Genomic DNA, 17,295 nt, shown 5'->3' with positions numbered 1-17,295 from the left:
ACTGTGACAGTCGGGGCAACTGATATCTATTTGTGTCTTCATAACCTCAAATATATCATCTTGCTCTGGCTGTCACTCCTCCTTTTATTTCCTCAGCATACTTTCTGATACACCACCAACGTCCGATCGTTGAAGGTCAGCTGGTAGATAAAAATCAGCCAATACTATTATGCGGTTTTGATGAAGATGAGTTTGTGGCAGCTTTTTTATAAATAAGTGCTCATAAAAACGCTATCAGTTTGGCAAATTATAAATTATTATTAGAATTAAGTTTGCTGGCTCATCATATTCACGGACGAGGATAGGATTATGAAAAAATTAATATTGATAGCAGCGTTAGCGTTAGCGCCTTTATTAACTGTCACCGCGCAAGCTGCTGATACGTCAACCAAGATTACCTTTGCTAAAGACAGTTATTGCGGCAATTTTAGTGGCAACCTCAAAAACGGCAAAGTATTTCGTTTATGGTTGCTGCCCGATCAAAAATTAGTGATTCGTAACGTCGGTGACGACCAAATCAGTGTCGCTTATGTCTCAGGGCCAGATGGTCGCTTAAATGGCGATCGCTACGAAAATGAAAACTCTTATATCACCCAGCGTAAAGGCAATCACCATATGAAAGTTTATGGTAATAGTAGCCATAGTAATGTAGAGTTTTGCGCTTATTAAACGATTCTAAATTAAGCAGCTTTGATAAATAAAAAGCCTGAACTTAAATGTTAAGATCGGGCTTTTTTATACTAAAAATTATCACGGCTCGCTAGCTCATTGATGAATCTAAATCACGGCTAATTAAGGTACCCACGCCTTCGTTGGTAAAAATCTCGAGTAGCGTGGCATGTGGCACACGACCATCGACGATAACGGCGCTTTTTACGCCGCTACGTACCGCGTCAAGCGCGCATTGAATCTTAGGAATCATACCACCTGAGATAGTACCATCTTCAATAAGACCATCGACTTTCTTTGGCGTCAAGCCAGTGACTACCTCACCATCACGGCCCAACACGCCTTTAATGTTGGTTAGGAGCATCAGCTTTTCTGCTTGCAAGAATTCTGCGACTTTACCAGCGACCAAATCGGCGTTGATATTATAAGTGTTGCCCTCAGAATCGACCCCAAGCGGCGCGATAACAGGGATAAAATCAGAGGCAATCAGCATATTAATCACGTCTTTATTAACGCTGACCACATCACCGACGAAGCCCAAATCAACAGGAACTGCCACACCATCTGCGCCGATTTTTTCCATCATCAGTTTTTTAGCTAGGATTAAATTGGCGTCTTTACCCGTCAGACCAATCGCGCGCCCACCGTGCTTATTGATTAAGCTAACAATCGATTTATTGACGCTACCGCCGAGCACCATCTCAACAATATCCATCGTGCTTTTGTCGGTCACGCGCATGCCGTCGATGCGATCAGATTGACGGCCGAGCTCTTTTAACAAATTATCGACTTGTGGACCGCCGCCGTGCACGACCACAGGATGCATACCAACGGTTTTTAATAACACGATATCACGGGCAAACGAGCTTTCAAGCGCAGGGTCGGTCATGGCATTGCCGCCGTATTTGACGACGATGAGCTTATCAACAAAGCGTTGAATATAAGGCAGCGCCGTGGTTAATACTTCTGCGGTAATTTTGGCTTCATCCAAATTAAGCGTCATGACAAGCTCCTAAAAGACAGGGTTAAGCGGTGGATTGATTGAGAGTTTTTGTTTCTCTTTGGCGTTCTCTAATAAGGCGTTTTCTAGTAAAGTTAAGGTTAAATAATACCTATTCAGCAACAATAGCCAAGATTTGCATCGCTAGCGTCTTGTTAAAGGGGCGGCATAAGGCGGCAAATCTCGTTTGAATATCGATAAAGTCGTCGATGCTATCACCAGCAAAGCGCACGGTCAGATTTTGACTGGTATTTGATTGGCGCAATACGCCAAACCCGCGCGCAAAATCTAAGCGCACGCCATCGATACAGCTAAGCTTGGTGCCCACTGGCAATAGCGTTTGCGCCTGCTCTAAAGTAGTAGATTGGCTTTGCTGCGCGCACGTACAAAGTGACGGCGCACAGGCGACCACAGCTTGCGGGTCTAGTTGGTGTATAGACGCAGCTGATGTCGCGTGAACCAATTGCTGTAAATACTGACAAAATCTTGCCAGTTGCTGCACGATAGAGCAGTCGTTAGCTATGGTTTTTGGTAGCGGTAAATAATGGTCAGCGGTACTGACGATAACCGGTAAACCTTTAATAATATCGGCTAGGCTTTTTGTACGAGTTGACTGAGTACCTTGAGATTTTCCCAACCAATGGAGCAGTCGTAGTGCTGCATACATGGCGTCATCGTAAAGTATAAAGCGGCTATCATTAAAAATAAAATGCCCAGATAACTCACCGGCAAAGATAATTTGACCGTCAGAATCTTGCATTTGTTGGCGCATGAGGCTGCTGCCAGTTTTACTAAGCACAGGTGTTGCGCCAATTTCACTGATAAGCTTGGGCAGATGATGACAGCATTTAATATCAAAGAGCACTTGCGGGTATGGTCGCGAAGTCTTTAATGTTTGCGGACTTTCAATAACCGCTATTTTTGCTAATAGATAAAGCAGGTGGTCGGGCGTGACGACTTTGCCCCGATTATCGACTACCATTAACCGATCGCCATCACCATCAAAGGCGATACCTATATCTGCTTGATGAAGCAGTACGCTTTGCTGCAACTGTTTAAGACGCTGCGGCTCAGTCGGGTCCGGATTGCCGGTAGGAAAATTACCGTCTGGCGTATCGTTGAGCATGATGACACTTTGGCAAAAATGCGTAAATAAAGGCTTGGCGATATTGCTGGTGGCGCCGTGCATACAATCAATGACTACCACTAAATCAAGTTTAGAGGAGGGTGGTTGATTATCTTCTACAGTTTGATTAAGAGGCTGATAGATTTGCTTAAAAACATGCGTAATGGCGTCGCTATAAGCGCTTGCAACTTGCTTAGCAGGCAAATGTTGCTGTTTATGATAAATGGGCTTAGCAATGTTGCTTAAAGACGGGTTTTGCGCATTATTAATACCCAGCTGATGATATAGCGCCTGAATGTCTGCGCTGCTAGGCGAGATATGATTGACGAGCCATTTCACTCCTAAAATATCTTTAGCAGAATGGCTGGCAGTGACAATAATGCCATGCCCCTGATATTGCTCCGCCCAAAAAATCATCATTGGCGTGGTAACAAGTCCTAGTTGGATGACTTGTAGACCATGCTGAGACAAGATATCAGCAAATATTTGCGCCATGCTACCACTACCGTCACGCACATCATGACCAACAACGACAATAGTTTTTTCGTTAGTGCTTCGGCTACTATTTTCGCCAATATTTTCTCTATAAATGCTTGGCTGAGCTTGATAAAGATACGCAAAAGCATTTCCCAAGGCATGAATAAAATCATCGGTAAAATGCTGGCGCGACCCACGAATATCATAAGCACGAAATAAGGAGTGCTGCGCAGCAAAAGACGGCATCGCTTACTCTCCTTATAGTCGTGATAAATGGGCTAGTGGTGAATGAAAAATCGCTGATTATTGTTATTGCTGCGATTGATGCTAAATGAAAATCCAATGATGCTTAATGTTTAATGCTTATATTCAATGCTACTGACGACCAGAATGGCCAAAACCGCCCGCACCGCGCGCACTGGTATCACTAAATTCTGCCACCACTTCAAACTCCGGACGGGCGACTGGTACAACCACATATTGCGCCATACGTTCGGCAGGATTTAGCACAAAATCTTCATTGCTGCGATTCCAAATACTAACCATCAGCTCACCTTGATAATCAGCATCAATCAAGCCGACCAAATTACCCAAGACGATACCATGCTTATGACCGAGACCTGAGCGCGGTAAAATCATGCCCGCAAAATTAGGGTCTTGAATATACACCGCAAGGCCAGTGCCAATCAAATGCGTCGCCCCAGCTTTAATGGTCAAAGGTTCATCAATGCAAGCACGCAAGTCAATACCTGCGCTGCCATCGGTAGCGCGCGTCGGTAGCGAGAACGCTTTATCTTCAATAATTTTAGGGTTTAAAACTTTAACTTGTACAGCTTGCATAACGCACTCACTTAACGATGTAATGGTTTTTTAAACAGAATGAATCACATTTCTAACGGTTAGTTTTAAATGCTTAACAACAACTATTAATAGAAATAGCTGCTGATTGTTAACTTTTAGCTTTCAGATTTTCATAGGCGGTCGACTAAAGAATCAGCACGCTCGCCAAGCCCAAAAACGACATAAAGCCCACTATATCGGTCACGGTGGTCAAAATAACCGAGGCGGATAGCGCAGGGTCGATATTCATGCGTTTTAGGAGTAAAGGAATGCTAATGCCTGAGACATTGGCTGCAGTCATATTGATGGCGATTGCCAAGCCAACGACCGCACTGATCTTGATATCATGAAACCACAATTGGGCGATAAACGCCATGATTATCGCCCATATGATACCGTTTATCGCGCCGACCCACAGCTCTTTGTTCAGTAGCCATAAACGGTTGGAGCCACCAATTTGACCCATCGCTATACCACGAATGACGACTGTTAATGTTTGCGAGCCAGCGATACCGCCCATACTGGCAACCACGGGCATTAAAATCGCCAGCGCCACCACTTTTGCCAACACCGCCTCAAACTGACCGATGACCGCCGCCGCCAATAGGGCGGTACACAGGTTGATACCGAGCCAGATACTACGGCTTTTGGCGCTGGTCAAGATAGGGGCAAACAGCTCCTCATCTTGGCTGACACCTGCGAGGTTTTTCATGGTGCTATCGACATCATCTTGGATAATCTCCATGATGTCCTCGGCATTCAACTGACCGACCAGCTCGCCATGGCTGTTGATGACAGGGGCAAAACGAATGTCTTCTGAGCGAAAAATCGCCGCCGCATCGGTGATATCGAGGCGATCATTGATGGTGATAGCAGGGTCGATAAGCTCTGAGACCAAAGTGGTTTGATCATGTTTGATCAAATCCACCAAGCTTAGCAGCCCAAGTAACTGCTGGCTTTGATCGACGACCAACAGCTCTTGGCTTTCGTCATCGAGCAGATCGTCATTGGCGCGCAGCCAGTCTTGTACCTCAGCCAGTGTAATGTCGTCTCTGACCTGAATGGTATCAGGGTCCATATAGCGACCGACTTCCCAATCGGCATAGGTGTCGAGTTTATTGACCTGCACACGGATATCTTCGTCCAGCGTCGCCATCACCGAGGTGCGGACGCTGTCGGTCACCGTGTCCAAAATCTCCGAGATGTCTTGGGCATCTAGGTCTTGTGTAAACAGCGATATCTCTTTGGATGAGATATTTTTCATCAACGGCTGGCGCGTATCGACTTCTAGCTCGGCCAGCACCTCACCTTTGATATTATCGGGTACTTGCTCCCAAATCAGCAGGCGGTCTTGTGTTGGAAAAGACTCAAGTAAGCTGGCAATTTCATATTCTGATTGCTTTTCTAAAAACGCGGTAATGTCTTCAAATGCCCTGTCAGCCACCAGACTTTGTAGATACAGCAGCTTGTACTCAGCGCTATACTCTGCAGGATTGTAATCTCCTTGCAGGGTCGATGGTCGTTCAGGATTCGTCGTCGAGGTCGGCATAAAGGTTCCAAATTTTTAAAAGATATTCGTATAAAAATTGAGTTTACCGCTCATGTAAAGAGCGGTAAACAGGGTATCGCTTAAGTTTTAAACTTAACGATTACCTAGTAAAGCACGAATATTGGCCAAGTATTCATCAGCGACTTTTTCAGGGTCTTTGCTGGCTTTTTTCTTTTTCGCTTTGGCCGGCCAGTCGATATGATCTTCTGGCAATTCATCCAAAAAACGTGATTCAGAGGTCACGCGCATTTGCCCGCCTGCACGGCGCTGGGTCGCAAGCGTTAATGTCAGCTCACGGCGAGCGCGGGTAATACCCACGTACATTAAGCGGCGTTCTTCCTCAATGGTTTCACTGAGGATAGAGTTGCGGTGCGGTAGCATTTCTTCCTCAAGTCCCATGATATAGACAAAATCAAACTCCAAGCCTTTTGCCGCATGTAAGGTCATGAGGTTCACTTTATTGGTATTCTCTTCTTCTTGCTGCTGCTCGAGCATATCAAGCAAGACCAATTTGCGAATGATGGTATCAATCGTACGGTCTTCGTCTTCTTCAGCGCGATTAATCAATGACTGAATACTGGTATAAAGCATGTCGATATTATCGATACGATTTTTTTCTTGTTGCGGCGTTTTGGCATCGCTACGTACAAAGTCGATATAGCCGGTTTCATCAATCATTTGACGGACGATAGGCACGGGGTCGGGGTGCTGATCGAGCTCACGGGTATAATGCTCGATAAAATCGCCAAACTCTTTTAAGGTGCCATAGGCTTTTGACGGCAAGACATGAGCAAGTCCGGCGTGGGTACAAGAAGCGAGTAGCGAGATGCTATGCTCTTGCGAAAATAAACCAAGCTTTTCAAGGGTAGCAGGTCCCATACCGCGCTTAGGCGTATTAATAATACGTAAAAACGCGCTGTCGTCTTCGGGGTTTAAAATCAGACGCAGATAGCCCATGATGTCTTTGATTTCACTACGGGCAAAGAACGACTGACCGCCCGATAATTTATACGGGACTTGCAGCTGACGCAATTGCGCTTCAAGCATGCGCGCCTGAAAGTTACTGCGGTAAAGAACGGCGTATTGCTCCCACTCATTACCGAAACGCAGTTTATGAGTGACGATTTCTTTTGCCACGCGCTCAGATTCATCGTCGTCATTACGGCAATTAATAATACGAATTTTTTCGCCCTGACCTTTATCTGACCACAGTTTCTTTTCAAATAAATGCTCGTTATTGGTAATAACAGCGTTAGCAGAGGTCAAAATACGCGTGGTCGAGCGGTAATTTTGCTCAAGCATGACGATTTTTAATTTCGGGAAATCTTCTTTGAGCAATGCCATATTTTCAGGCTTGGCGCCGCGCCAGGCATAGATAGATTGGTCGTCGTCGCCCACGACGGTAAAGCGCCCTTGTGGTCCGACTAGATACTTAATCATCTCGTACTGAGCGGTATTGGTGTCTTGATATTCATCGACCAATAAATAACGAATACGGTTTTGCCATTTATCACGCAGCTCAGCGTTTTCACGTAAGATTTTGGTTGGCAATACAATCAAATCATCAAAATCTACGGCATTATAAGCGCGCAAGTTACGCTCGTATAAGGCATAGAGGGTGGCAAAAATCATATCTTCTGGATCGTCCAAGGTTTCCATCGCCTTATCCGGCTCAATCAAATCGTTTTTCCAATCAGAAATCATTTTTATCGCTTTGCCGACCAGCTCGCGACTTTCGGCGCCGCTTAAATTGTCACGCATCATCAGCTCCATCAGCAGACGTTTACTGTCGTCGCTGTCCATGATGGAAAAGTTGCCTTTCAATGGCGTATGAATCAGCTCGTAACGCAAAAACTGCAAGCCAAATTGGTGAAAGGTCGATACCGTCAGACCGCGAGTTTTTTCACTTGGCAGCAATTTACTGACCCGCGCTTTCATCTCACGCGCCGCTTTATTGGTAAAGGTCACCGCGGTGATACGCTCGGCTGGCATGTTGCATTCTTCAATGAGGTAGGCGATTTTACGGGTAATCACCGAGGTTTTACCGGAGCCTGCCCCAGCCAATACCAATAAAGGTCCTGAGACATAAAGCATGGCTTCTTGTTGTTTGGGATTAAGTTGACTCATAAGATGACCTGTAAGACAAAAGCAAAAAAGAAGATAAAACGAATAACGGATAGTAGCATCGTTGACGAAAGTCGTTGTTAAGCAAAATATGATAAAAGGCTGCGATGCTTGGGCTACAACGATGATTTTAATCAAACGCTGATTTTATTAAGATGATAATAATAAGATAATAATAAAAATCATAACGTCAATAAGGATGGTATTTTTAATAAAGACGATATTTTCGGTAAAGTACACCCAATAATAAAGGGTAACAAAATGTGTGTTCAAATAACGCCAAAGCGTCAAAATGAGGTGGGCTATTATAAAGCAAAAACCCTGTCTTTGGGCGAGGAGTTGGCAGCGGGTTTTGAGTTAAAAAAGTGTTTGCTTTGCGCAGCTTACACTATATATAGCAGCGCCCACATAAAAATTCAGATTTGCACGTAATATAAGGTAACGTCTATAACATAGTTTATGGTAAAAAAAACATATTTTTTTTGCAGATAAAATGACCATTCAATGCAGTTAAAAACTAGCTTTTGATTGCCGATATGCGTATAGTACGTAAATAATTTATGCCAGTTGTCACGTCATTGTTGACCACGTGTATGAGCTATTAAATCAATTAAGTACGCCAATAAATACGATATTGATTTAATACGTTGATCTTACGTTGTTAAAAGATGCGTTGGGCGACCAGCCTTTTATCCGCGTGCATGCCGGAATATCTATAGTTGGTCATGTCTGACATCGTCGTCAATAAGCTTGATAATTGGTTATTACCAGCACAGTAGCTATATAATAGTCATGGGTTTATCACAGTCCTTGAGTTGTTTAAATATATTTGCTCAAAAATGAATCAATGACAGCTACTTTGTGTTTTCGTCTGCGTTATGCTTATCGCCATTACCACCATTATTCGTGAGTATTCGCGGTGCGCTTGACACTCGATTGGGTGAGGAGCACGTATTATCATGTCTGCTTTTAATTGGTCAGCAATTGCTTTTATTTTAGCCGCCATTGGGCTAGTTGTCTTTATGCTGGTCGTTCCGCGCTTGCTTGGCGGTCGCTCTCAGGGCACACAAAAAGAAGAGATATTTGAAGCGGGTGTTGTCGGAGCTGGCAATGCCCGCATTCGTTTGTCTGCAAAATTCTATTTGGTCGCAATTTTCTTTGTCATTTTCGATTTAGAAGCGCTGTATTTATACGCTTATGCCGTGTCAGTGCGTGAGACAGGCTGGCTTGGTTATGCGACCGCAGCGACCTTTATCGTCGATCTATTGATTGGTTTGGTATATGCCTTGAGCTTGGGCGCACTAAGCTGGGCACCAGCGGACAAACGCCGTAAACAAGCGCGTCTATATGCGGCGCCAGCCGGTTTTAATTTGGCCGACATCACCAAGTTTGATGGCGTTGATGAGCTGATGGTTGACCCAACAGGCAAGATACCGGCGCAGTCTTCAGGGCAAATTAATGTCTCAAACAATATCGAGACCAATCGTCGCCATTTACAAAATATCGATCATATTAATACCACGGGTAATGTGACGTCAGTGGATTTTGCCACTGCTGCACAACAAGACTAGCTTTAAGTTCATTGCTTATAACAGTCTTGTTTATACCTAAATGGTCATTTATTAATAATAGAAGTTATGGCGCTAGTGATGATAAATACTTGTCACGCAGCGCTTAAAATAAAGGTTGTATGTTATGAAATACACATTAACAAAAGCCAACCCTGATGCAGATATCTATCCTGCACAGACCAGTCAAACGGTCAATGACCCTATCGAAGAAGAAGTCAATAAAAACGTCTTTATGGGTCGTCTTGAAGACCTTGTCCATTCAACAGCAAACTGGGGGCGCAAGCACTCACTATGGCCATTTAACTTTGGTACCTCTTGCTGTTATGTCGAATATGCCACCACCTTAACCGCCGTACACGATTTGTCACGTTTTGGTGCCGAAGTCATTCGCGCCTCGCCCCGTCAGGCAGACGTAATGATTGTTGCTGGTACTTGCTTTGTGAAAATGGCACCGGTTATTCAGCGCCTTTATGAGCAAATGCTTGAGCCAAAATGGGTCATCTCGATGGGCGCGTGTGCCAACTCGGGCGGTATGTATGATATCTACTCAGTGGTGCAAGGCGTCGATAAAATCATTCCTGTCGATGTCTATGTACCAGGTTGCCCGCCGCGTCCAGAAGCTTTGATTCAAGGTTTGATGCTGCTGCAAGAGTCGATTACTAAAGAGCGTCGTCCGCTGGGTATTCATGTTAATGAGCAGGGCATTTATCAGCCGCAAATGACGCCTGAGCGTGACCGTAAGCAAGCGGACCGTATTGCGGTGAAAAACTTGCGTAGCCCAGACAGTATCTAGTTTATTAGCTCAATTGTTCATAATTCTTAGAAGTGCGCGTACGCTTATCACAGCTCGGTTATGATTGACATAGCTGGGTTATGATTAATGAAGGAAGACATCATTCATGGTCACGGTAGTTGAAAACATAGATCCTAATAACATGGATCCTAACAACAGGGATAAGATCAAACCTGTCCCAGCAGTTATCAAAGAGCTGGAAGAAAAATATGCTGGTAAGTTTGTCGTACAGCACACGGTGGATGAGATTCCAACGGTGTGGGTGGCGCGTGCCGACTTATTAGACGTCTTATTATACCTGCGTAAATTGCCAAAACCTTACGTTATGCTCTTTGACTTATCCGCGATAGATGAGCGCTTGCGTCAGCATCGTCAAGGTTTGCCAGACAGTGATTTTACGGTGTTTTACCACTTGATGTCGCTTGAGCGTAATAGCGATGTGCGTATCAAAGTCGCCCTAAGCGAGGACGATCTCAACGTACCAAGCGCGACTAAAATTTGGCCAAATGCTAACTGGTATGAGCGTGAAGTCTGGGACATGTTCGGCATTGTCTTCAGTGGCCATCCACATTTAACGCGTATCTTATTGCCTAAATATTGGGAAGGTCATCCACTGCGTAAAGAATATCATGCGCGCGCGACGGAATTTACCCCGTATTTCTTAAATAACGCCAAGCAACAATACGAGCAAGAAAACCTGCGCTTTGTCCCTGAAGAATGGGGCATGAAACGCTCGGGTCGTGATGAAGACTTTATGTTCTTGAATATCGGTCCTAACCATCCCTCTGCTCATGGTGCATTCCGTTTAGTGCTACAGCTTGACGGTGAAGAAGTTGTCGACTGTATTCCTGATATCGGCTATCACCATCGCGGCGCCGAAAAAATGGCTGAGCGTCAAACGTGGCATTCTTATATTCCTTATACCGACCGTATTGATTACCTCGGCGGCGTCATGAACGAGCTACCGTATATCATGTCGGTTGAAAAGCTTGCTGGGATTACGGTGCCGCCGCGCGCTGAAACCATCCGTGTGATGATGAGTGAGTTTTTCCGTATTACCAATAACTTGCTGTTTGTCGGTACCTTTATTCAGGATGCTGGCGGTATGACGCCGGTATTCTATATGTTTACCGATCGCCAAAAAGCTTATGACGTCATCGAAGCGGTGACTGGCTACCGTATGCATCCTGCTTGGTTCCGTATCGGCGGTACAGCACACGACTTACCGCGTGGTTGGCAGCGTTTGGTTCGTGAGTTCCTAGATTGGATGCCAAAACGTTTAGATGAATACGTAAAAGCAGCATTGCAAAATAGTGTGTTAAAAGGTCGTACCCAAGGCGTTGCCCAGTACAATACCAAGCAAGCATTGGCGTGGGGCGTCACTGGCGCAGGTTTGCGAGCCACAGGTTTGGATTTTGATTTACGTAAAGCGCGTCCGTATATGGGCTACGAGAACTACGATTTTGAGATTCCAGTTGGTTATAACGGCGATGCTTATGATCGCTGTATGGTAAAAATCGAAGAGATGCGCCAGTCGCTACGTATCATCCGTCAATGTATGGATAATATGCCGCAAGGTCCTTATAAGGCGGATCATCCATTGGCCGTACCACCGCCGAAAGATCGTACCTTAAATGATATTGAGACTTTGATTAATCACTTTATCTCGGTTTCTTGGGGTCCTGTGATGCCAGCGGGTGAGTGCGCCACGATTGTGGAAGCAACCAAAGGTCTAAACAGTTATTACATCACCTCAGATAAAGCGACGATGAGCTATCGTACCCGTATCCGTACGCCGACATTTGCGCACCTGCAACAGATGCCATCGGTGATTAATGGCTCGTTGGTCTCTGATGCCATTATGTATTTGGCCTCGATTGATATCGTCATGGCCGATTGTGACCGTTAACGGTTTGGGTTGCTGCATTTATCATTAATTTTCATAAATGTTAAATGGTAGATGTTAAATATTAAAAGTACGCCAAGTTTTATTAATATGTTATCGCCAGACTGGCACACCAAAACGCTGTTGCTGCACCAAGCGCTATATAAACAGTGGGCTGAGTGAGGAAAGAAGAAGATTATGAGAATTGTTTCCGATAAAATGCCAAAAGTAGATGTGGCAAGTATCTTAACCGCAGAAGAGATTGCGGCTATCCATGAGTTTATGCATCATTATCCCCATCCACGGGCAGCGTCTTTAGATGCCCTAAAAATCGTGCAAAAGCGTAATGGCTGGGTCGATGATGCGCAAGTTAATGCCATCGCTAATATTCTAAATATCCCTGTGACCGACATGGACGGGGTGGCAACTTTCTTTAACCGTATCTATCGTCAGCCGGTCGGGCGTAATGTCATCCTTATTTGTGACTCAGTGGCTTGTTATTTAACGGGCTACGAAGCGCTGGCGGCTGAATTAAAAGCGCAGCTGGGCATCGACTATGGTCAAACCACTGCTGACAACCGCTTTACGCTATTGCCGATTTGCTGTTTGGGCAACTGTGACAAAGGTCCTTCTGTGTTGATTAACGAAGACACTTATGGTCCTGTGCAGCCCACCGAAGTCGCCCAATTGTTGGAGCTATACGCATGAGTTTAACCATTTCAGAGCAGATTGCTCGTCGCGGTCAAGGCAAAGCGCCAAGCCAATTAAATGACCAGCGCATTCCTGTTTATGGCGATAAAGCAACCGCTACCAGTGAAACCAAACCGCTTACATGGCGCCTCGCCCATCACGATGCGGTATTGGATCTAGCCACTTATGAATCGCTACGTGGTTTTGAAGCTTTAAAGATGGCTTTAAACCAATCGCCAGACGATACTTTGAATACTATTAAAGAAGCGGTGGTTAAAGGTCGTGGCGGCGCAGGTTTCCCAGCTGGTATCAAATGGTCGCTCATGGCACCACCCGATGGTGGTCCACGTTATCTCGTCTGTAATGCCGATGAGATGGAGCCGGGCACGTTTAAAGACCGTCTCTTGATGGAGCGTCTACCGTTACAACTTATCGAAGGTATGCTGATTTCTGCCTACGCGATTGGTGCAACGGCTGGTTATATCTTTATTCGCGGTGAATACATTTTAGCAGCAGAGCGTCTAACAGCAGCGCTTGAAGAGCTCCGTGCCAATAATTTGGTCGGCGACAATATTTTAGGGTCTGACTTTAGCTTTGATTTGCACGTTCATACCGGCGCTGGTCGTTATATTTGCGGTGAAGAAACCGCTTTGATTAACTGCCTAGAAGGTCGCCGTGCCAATCCGCGTACCAAACCGCCATTTCCACAAGTGGCGGGTGCATGGGGTCGTCCGACCGTCGTTAATAACGTTGAAACTTTGCATAACGTCTCAGCGATTATTTTGCATGGTAGCAAATGGTATCAAGATTTGCCAAAAGCCAAAGGCGTGGTCGAAACCCCAGGCACCAAGCTATTTGGTTGTTCGGGTCTGGTCAATGATCCTGGTCTATGGGAGCTACCATTTGGTTATACAGCGCGCGAAATTATCGAAGATTTCGCTGGCGGTATGCAAGAAGGTAAAAAGCTTAAAGCATGGCTGCCGGGCGGCGCATCGACTGACTTTTTAACCGCTGAGCATTTAGATACCGTCGTCGATTTTGACACCATTCAAAAAGCTGGTAGCCGTATGGGTACAGGGCTAATCATGGTCGTCGATGAAGAACAAGATATGGTGCCATTACTGCGCAACCTTGAGATTTTCTTCCAACGTGAATCGTGCGGTTGGTGTACGCCATGCCGTGATGGTCTACCGTGGGGCGTTAAATTGCTCACCGCCATTAACGACGGTCAAGGTCAAATCGGTGACGTTGAAAAATTAGAAGAGTTGACTCGTGACTTATGGATCGGCAAAACCTTCTGCGCGCATGCGCCGGGTGCGATGGAACCACTGATGAGTGCTATTAAATATTTCCGTCCTGAGTTTGATCAAAAAATTGCGCAGGCGGTTGGTGAAGATGTCATTGAGGCTGCAGCCAATCAACAGCCAGAAGTGAAATAAGGAGAGCGGCATGGCAGTCATACATATTGATGGAACCACTGTCGAAGTAGATAGCAGCGACAACTTGCTCCAAGCATGCTTGTCGCTCGGCATTGATGTGCCGTATTTTTGTTATCACCCCGCCTTAGGTTCAGTCGGCTCTTGCCGTCAGTGCGCGGTCAAGCAATACCAAAATAAAGAAGATATGGAAGCGGGTCGTGGTCGCCTGGTGATGTCCTGTATGGTCGCTCCGGGCGATGATATGTACATCTCGGTCACCGATGATGAAGCCAAAGCCTTTCGTAAGTCGATGGTTGAGCTATTGATGGTCAACCACCCCCATGACTGTCCAACTTGTGAAGAAGGCGGACATTGTCATTTGCAAGACATGACCTATATGTCAGGTCATAGCCGCCGTCGCTATCGCTTTACCAAACGCACCCATCACAATCAAGAGCTTGGGCCGTTTATCGCCCATGAAATGAACCGCTGTATCGCTTGCTATCGCTGTGTGCGTTTTTATAAAGACTATGCAGGTGGCGAAGATTTGGGTGTTTATGGATCAAACGAGCGCGTTTATTTTGGTCGTGATAAAGACGGTCAGTTCGAAAGCGAATTCTCTGGCAACTTAACCGAAGTCTGCCCAACCGGTGTCTTTACTGATAAAACTCACTCTGAGCGTTATAACCGTAAATGGGACATGCAATACGCGCCAAGCATTTGTCATGGCTGCTCAGCGGGCTGTAATATCTCAGCGGGCGAGCGTTATGGTGAATTACGCCGTATTGAAAACCGTTATAACGGTGAAGTAAACCGGTACTTCTTATGTGACCGTGGTCGCTTTGGTTACGGTTATGTCAATCGCGAAGACCGTCCAACGCAGGCGCTTGAGCGTATCAATGACAAGCATGTCAAAATCAATATCGACTATGCGCTTGATGAAACCATCAAACGTATCAAAGGTAAAAAAGTTATCGGTATTGGCTCACCACGTGCCAGTCTTGAGACCAACTTTGCGCTAAAAAATATGGTCGGCTTTGATAGCTTCTCAACCGGTCTAAACCATCAGCAGCAAGCACTGGTCAATAAATGTATCGAAGTCTTAAGCACTGAAGGCATTTATAACCCCGGTATGGCTGATATTGAAAGCCATGATGCGGTATTAGTGCTGGGTGAGGATATTACTCAAACCTCATCACGTGTGGCACTATCGATTCGTCAAGCGGCAAAAAACGAAGCGATTAAAATGGCAGCGGCGACCAAAACCCAATCGTGGCTGGCTGAGCCCGTCAAACGTATTGGTCAAGGCGTGCAAAGCCCGGTTTATATCATCGATGTTATCCAAACTAAGTTAGAAGATATCAGTAAAGTTAGCGTCGTTGCGACACCAGAAGATATTACCAAACTTGGTTTTAAAGTCGCTGACGCAATTGCTGATTTTGCTGATGATTTAGCAAAAATAGCAGATGCACAAAGCTTACAACAAGATGCTGATGATACGAATACGGATGGTATGCAAGCGCTAGCCCAGCAAATCGCTTATGACTTAATCCAAGCGGATAAACCCTTGGTGGTTTCGGGTACTAGCTTATCGTCGACTGCGTTGATAGAAGCAGCGGCGCAAATCACTCAGGCACTGACCCAAAAACGTGCGGCGATTAAAGCCACTGAACAGCAGCAGGTCGAAGCGCATAATGCTAAGGTCGAAGCTGCTGAAGCACAAGCAGCAACGACGCAGCAAAGCGAAGATAAGGATTTGTCTGCTAAGCCGAACAAACCAGAAACCGGTGTTGATACAGAAGCGCAAGACGATGTCGAGCGTGAGCCTGCAACCAAGCTTGAGCTAAAAGAGGTCAATAAAAACTATCACGCGCAAGCGGGTATTTATTTAGCGGTTCCTGATGCCAATAGTATTGGTGTTTGTATGCTTGGTGGTCAATCGGTCGAAGAGTTATTGGCGACTGATTTTGATGTAGTTATCGTGGCTGAAAACCAGCTAACCGATGCCATTGATGCGCATAAATTAACCCAGCTATTGGCGGACAAAACGGTTATTGCCCTTGACCATCAATTGCTTGATTGGCATAAAGACGTCGATATCGTTTTGCCAGCCGCAAGCTTTGCGGAAGCAGACGGTACACTTATCTCTGCTGAAGGTCGTGCGCAGCGCTTCTTCCAAGTTTATGATAACGAATATTATCATCCAATGAGCAGTATCAAAGAAGGCTGGCGCTGGTTGCATGCCGTTCATAGCAGCTTAGAAGGTCGCGATGTCGATTGGACACTGCTTGATGATGTCATCAACGCCCTAATCGCTACCCATCCTAAGCTTGCTGGTATTAAAGATGCGGCTCCTGACGCCGATTACCGCATGACTGGTCTAAAAATTGCCCGTCAGCCGCGTCGCTACTCAGGTCGTACCTCGATGCGTGCGCCGGTATCTGTGCATGAGCCGATGCAGCCAAAAGATTTGGATACAGGCTTAACCTTTTCAATGGAAGGATATAGCGGTAAGCAAACGCCAAGCTCGATGATTCCTTTTGCCAGTGCGGCCGGTTGGAACTCACCGCAAGCGTGGAATAAATACCAAGATAAAGTTGGTGGCAGCCTCAGAAATGGTGATCCAGGCGTCCGTTTATTTGATCGCTTAGAGCGCCTAGCCACGCGTCAATACGTTGCGCCAGAAGCACTGTCTGCGACGACCACAGATATGCAGCAAGGACAAGCCAAACTGGTGCCATTTTATAACCTGTATGCCAGCTCGATGATGGCATCACGTAGCCCCGTGGTTGCTGAGCAATTACCGCTAGCCACTTGGCGCGTCGGTATCGACGATGCCAAAGCATGGGGTCTTGCAGCGGGTGATTACCTAGCGATTGAAATTGATAAACAGCAAATCACTTTACCCGTTGAGCTCGTTGGTTACTTAGCAGAAGGCTGTATCGGTTATCCGGTTGGGCAGGTGAGTATCATCCATCCTTCTATGCCAGCGTCAGTACGCAAAGTCGATGCGCCAGTGACGATGATGGGCAGTATGGCCACTGATAATGCTGTCACAGCCAACAACAATAACCGCGCCACGCCAATAAACAGCGCGCCGATCACCACACAGGAGGTGTAATTTGCAAGTTACCCGTATTATCCCTGATGTGC

The 17,295-nt window shown here is 45.8% G+C and carries 12 protein-coding genes; 7 read left to right on the top strand and 5 right to left on the bottom strand.

The window, feature by feature from the left end:
* The first annotated feature begins 309 nt into the window (after positions 1-309).
* On the top strand, positions 310-669 hold the full coding sequence (locus tag A7325_RS07755) for a hypothetical protein (RefSeq protein WP_068406558.1): 360 nt from the start codon (positions 310-312) through the stop codon (positions 667-669).
* A 91-nt stretch (positions 670-760) separates the two neighbouring features.
* On the opposite strand, the gene argB is transcribed toward A7325_RS07755, so the two are convergent.
* From argB to A7325_RS07730, 5 genes are all read right to left on the bottom strand, one after another.
* A complete protein-coding gene (gene argB, locus A7325_RS07750; protein ID WP_068406556.1) occupies positions 761-1,672 on the bottom strand; it encodes an acetylglutamate kinase in 912 nt (303 codons plus the stop codon).
* A gap of 109 nt (positions 1,673-1,781) precedes the next feature.
* A complete protein-coding gene (locus A7325_RS07745; protein ID WP_068406550.1) occupies positions 1,782-3,518 on the bottom strand; it encodes a phosphomannomutase in 1,737 nt (578 codons plus the stop codon).
* A 129-nt stretch (positions 3,519-3,647) separates the two neighbouring features.
* Positions 3,648-4,112 carry a dUTP diphosphatase gene (dut, locus tag A7325_RS07740; protein WP_068406547.1) on the bottom strand — a complete coding sequence of 155 codons (465 nt, stop codon included), beginning with the start codon at positions 4,110-4,112 and terminating at the stop codon, positions 3,648-3,650.
* A gap of 145 nt (positions 4,113-4,257) precedes the next feature.
* Positions 4,258-5,661, bottom strand: a complete 1,404-nt coding sequence (mgtE, locus tag A7325_RS07735) for a magnesium transporter (protein ID WP_068406544.1) — start codon at positions 5,659-5,661, stop codon at positions 4,258-4,260.
* Positions 5,662-5,754: 93 nt separating this feature from the next.
* A complete protein-coding gene (locus A7325_RS07730) occupies positions 5,755-7,788 on the bottom strand; it encodes a UvrD-helicase domain-containing protein (protein ID WP_068406542.1) in 2,034 nt (677 codons plus the stop codon).
* 956 nt (positions 7,789-8,744) lie between these two features.
* Between A7325_RS07730 and ndhC the strand changes: the two genes are divergently transcribed.
* The 6 genes from ndhC to nuoG all read left to right on the top strand — a co-directional run bounded on the left by ndhC (position 8,745) and on the right by nuoG (position 17,263).
* The gene (gene ndhC / locus A7325_RS07725; RefSeq protein ID WP_068406539.1) at positions 8,745-9,356 is read left to right on the top strand and encodes an NADH-quinone oxidoreductase subunit A; all 612 of its coding nucleotides are present in this window, start codon (positions 8,745-8,747) and stop codon (positions 9,354-9,356) included.
* A gap of 124 nt (positions 9,357-9,480) precedes the next feature.
* Positions 9,481-10,149 (top strand): NuoB/complex I 20 kDa subunit family protein, encoded by a 669-nt coding sequence (locus A7325_RS07720; RefSeq protein ID WP_068406534.1) that lies wholly within the window; start codon positions 9,481-9,483, stop codon positions 10,147-10,149.
* A gap of 106 nt (positions 10,150-10,255) precedes the next feature.
* The gene (gene nuoC, locus A7325_RS07715) at positions 10,256-12,058 is read left to right on the top strand and encodes an NADH-quinone oxidoreductase subunit C/D (RefSeq protein ID WP_156508515.1); all 1,803 of its coding nucleotides are present in this window, start codon (positions 10,256-10,258) and stop codon (positions 12,056-12,058) included.
* Between the two features lie 174 nt (positions 12,059-12,232).
* Positions 12,233-12,742, top strand: coding sequence for an NADH-quinone oxidoreductase subunit NuoE (nuoE, locus tag A7325_RS07710; protein WP_068406529.1), 510 nt, complete (start codon positions 12,233-12,235; stop codon positions 12,740-12,742).
* Complete coding sequence (gene nuoF / locus A7325_RS07705) at positions 12,739-14,163, top strand: NADH-quinone oxidoreductase subunit NuoF (protein ID WP_068406526.1); 1,425 nt, start codon at positions 12,739-12,741, stop codon at positions 14,161-14,163. The genes nuoE and nuoF overlap by 4 nt, the downstream gene beginning before the upstream one ends.
* A gap of 10 nt (positions 14,164-14,173) precedes the next feature.
* Positions 14,174-17,263, top strand: coding sequence for an NADH-quinone oxidoreductase subunit NuoG (gene nuoG / locus A7325_RS07700; RefSeq protein WP_068406522.1), 3,090 nt, complete (start codon positions 14,174-14,176; stop codon positions 17,261-17,263).
* The last annotated feature ends 32 nt before the right edge of the window (positions 17,264-17,295 follow it).

This window comes from Psychrobacter sp. SHUES1, assembly GCF_001652315.1.
Taxonomy (GTDB): Bacteria; Pseudomonadota; Gammaproteobacteria; order Pseudomonadales; family Moraxellaceae; genus Psychrobacter; species Psychrobacter faecalis.
The sequence above is the reverse complement of the archived record's forward strand: the minus strand, read 5'-3'. Positions and strand labels throughout refer to the sequence as shown.

What these genes read in the sequence shown, in the direction of transcription:
- A7325_RS07755 (WP_068406558.1), top strand. Translation starts at nt 310, where the DNA reads ATGAAAAAATTAATATTGATAGCAGCGTTAGCGTTAGCGCCTTTATTA.
- argB (WP_068406556.1), bottom strand. Translation starts at nt 1,672, where the DNA reads ATGACGCTTAATTTGGATGAAGCCAAAATTACCGCAGAAGTATTAACC.
- A7325_RS07745 (WP_068406550.1), bottom strand. Translation starts at nt 3,518, where the DNA reads ATGCCGTCTTTTGCTGCGCAGCACTCCTTATTTCGTGCTTATGATATT.
- dut (WP_068406547.1), bottom strand. Translation starts at nt 4,112, where the DNA reads ATGCAAGCTGTACAAGTTAAAGTTTTAAACCCTAAAATTATTGAAGAT.
- mgtE (WP_068406544.1), bottom strand. Translation starts at nt 5,661, where the DNA reads ATGCCGACCTCGACGACGAATCCTGAACGACCATCGACCCTGCAAGGA.
- A7325_RS07730 (WP_068406542.1), bottom strand. Translation starts at nt 7,788, where the DNA reads ATGAGTCAACTTAATCCCAAACAACAAGAAGCCATGCTTTATGTCTCA.
- ndhC (WP_068406539.1), top strand. Translation starts at nt 8,745, where the DNA reads ATGTCTGCTTTTAATTGGTCAGCAATTGCTTTTATTTTAGCCGCCATT.
- A7325_RS07720 (WP_068406534.1), top strand. Translation starts at nt 9,481, where the DNA reads ATGAAATACACATTAACAAAAGCCAACCCTGATGCAGATATCTATCCT.
- nuoC (WP_156508515.1), top strand. Translation starts at nt 10,256, where the DNA reads ATGGTCACGGTAGTTGAAAACATAGATCCTAATAACATGGATCCTAAC.
- nuoE (WP_068406529.1), top strand. Translation starts at nt 12,233, where the DNA reads ATGAGAATTGTTTCCGATAAAATGCCAAAAGTAGATGTGGCAAGTATC.
- nuoF (WP_068406526.1), top strand. Translation starts at nt 12,739, where the DNA reads ATGAGTTTAACCATTTCAGAGCAGATTGCTCGTCGCGGTCAAGGCAAA.
- nuoG (WP_068406522.1), top strand. Translation starts at nt 14,174, where the DNA reads ATGGCAGTCATACATATTGATGGAACCACTGTCGAAGTAGATAGCAGC.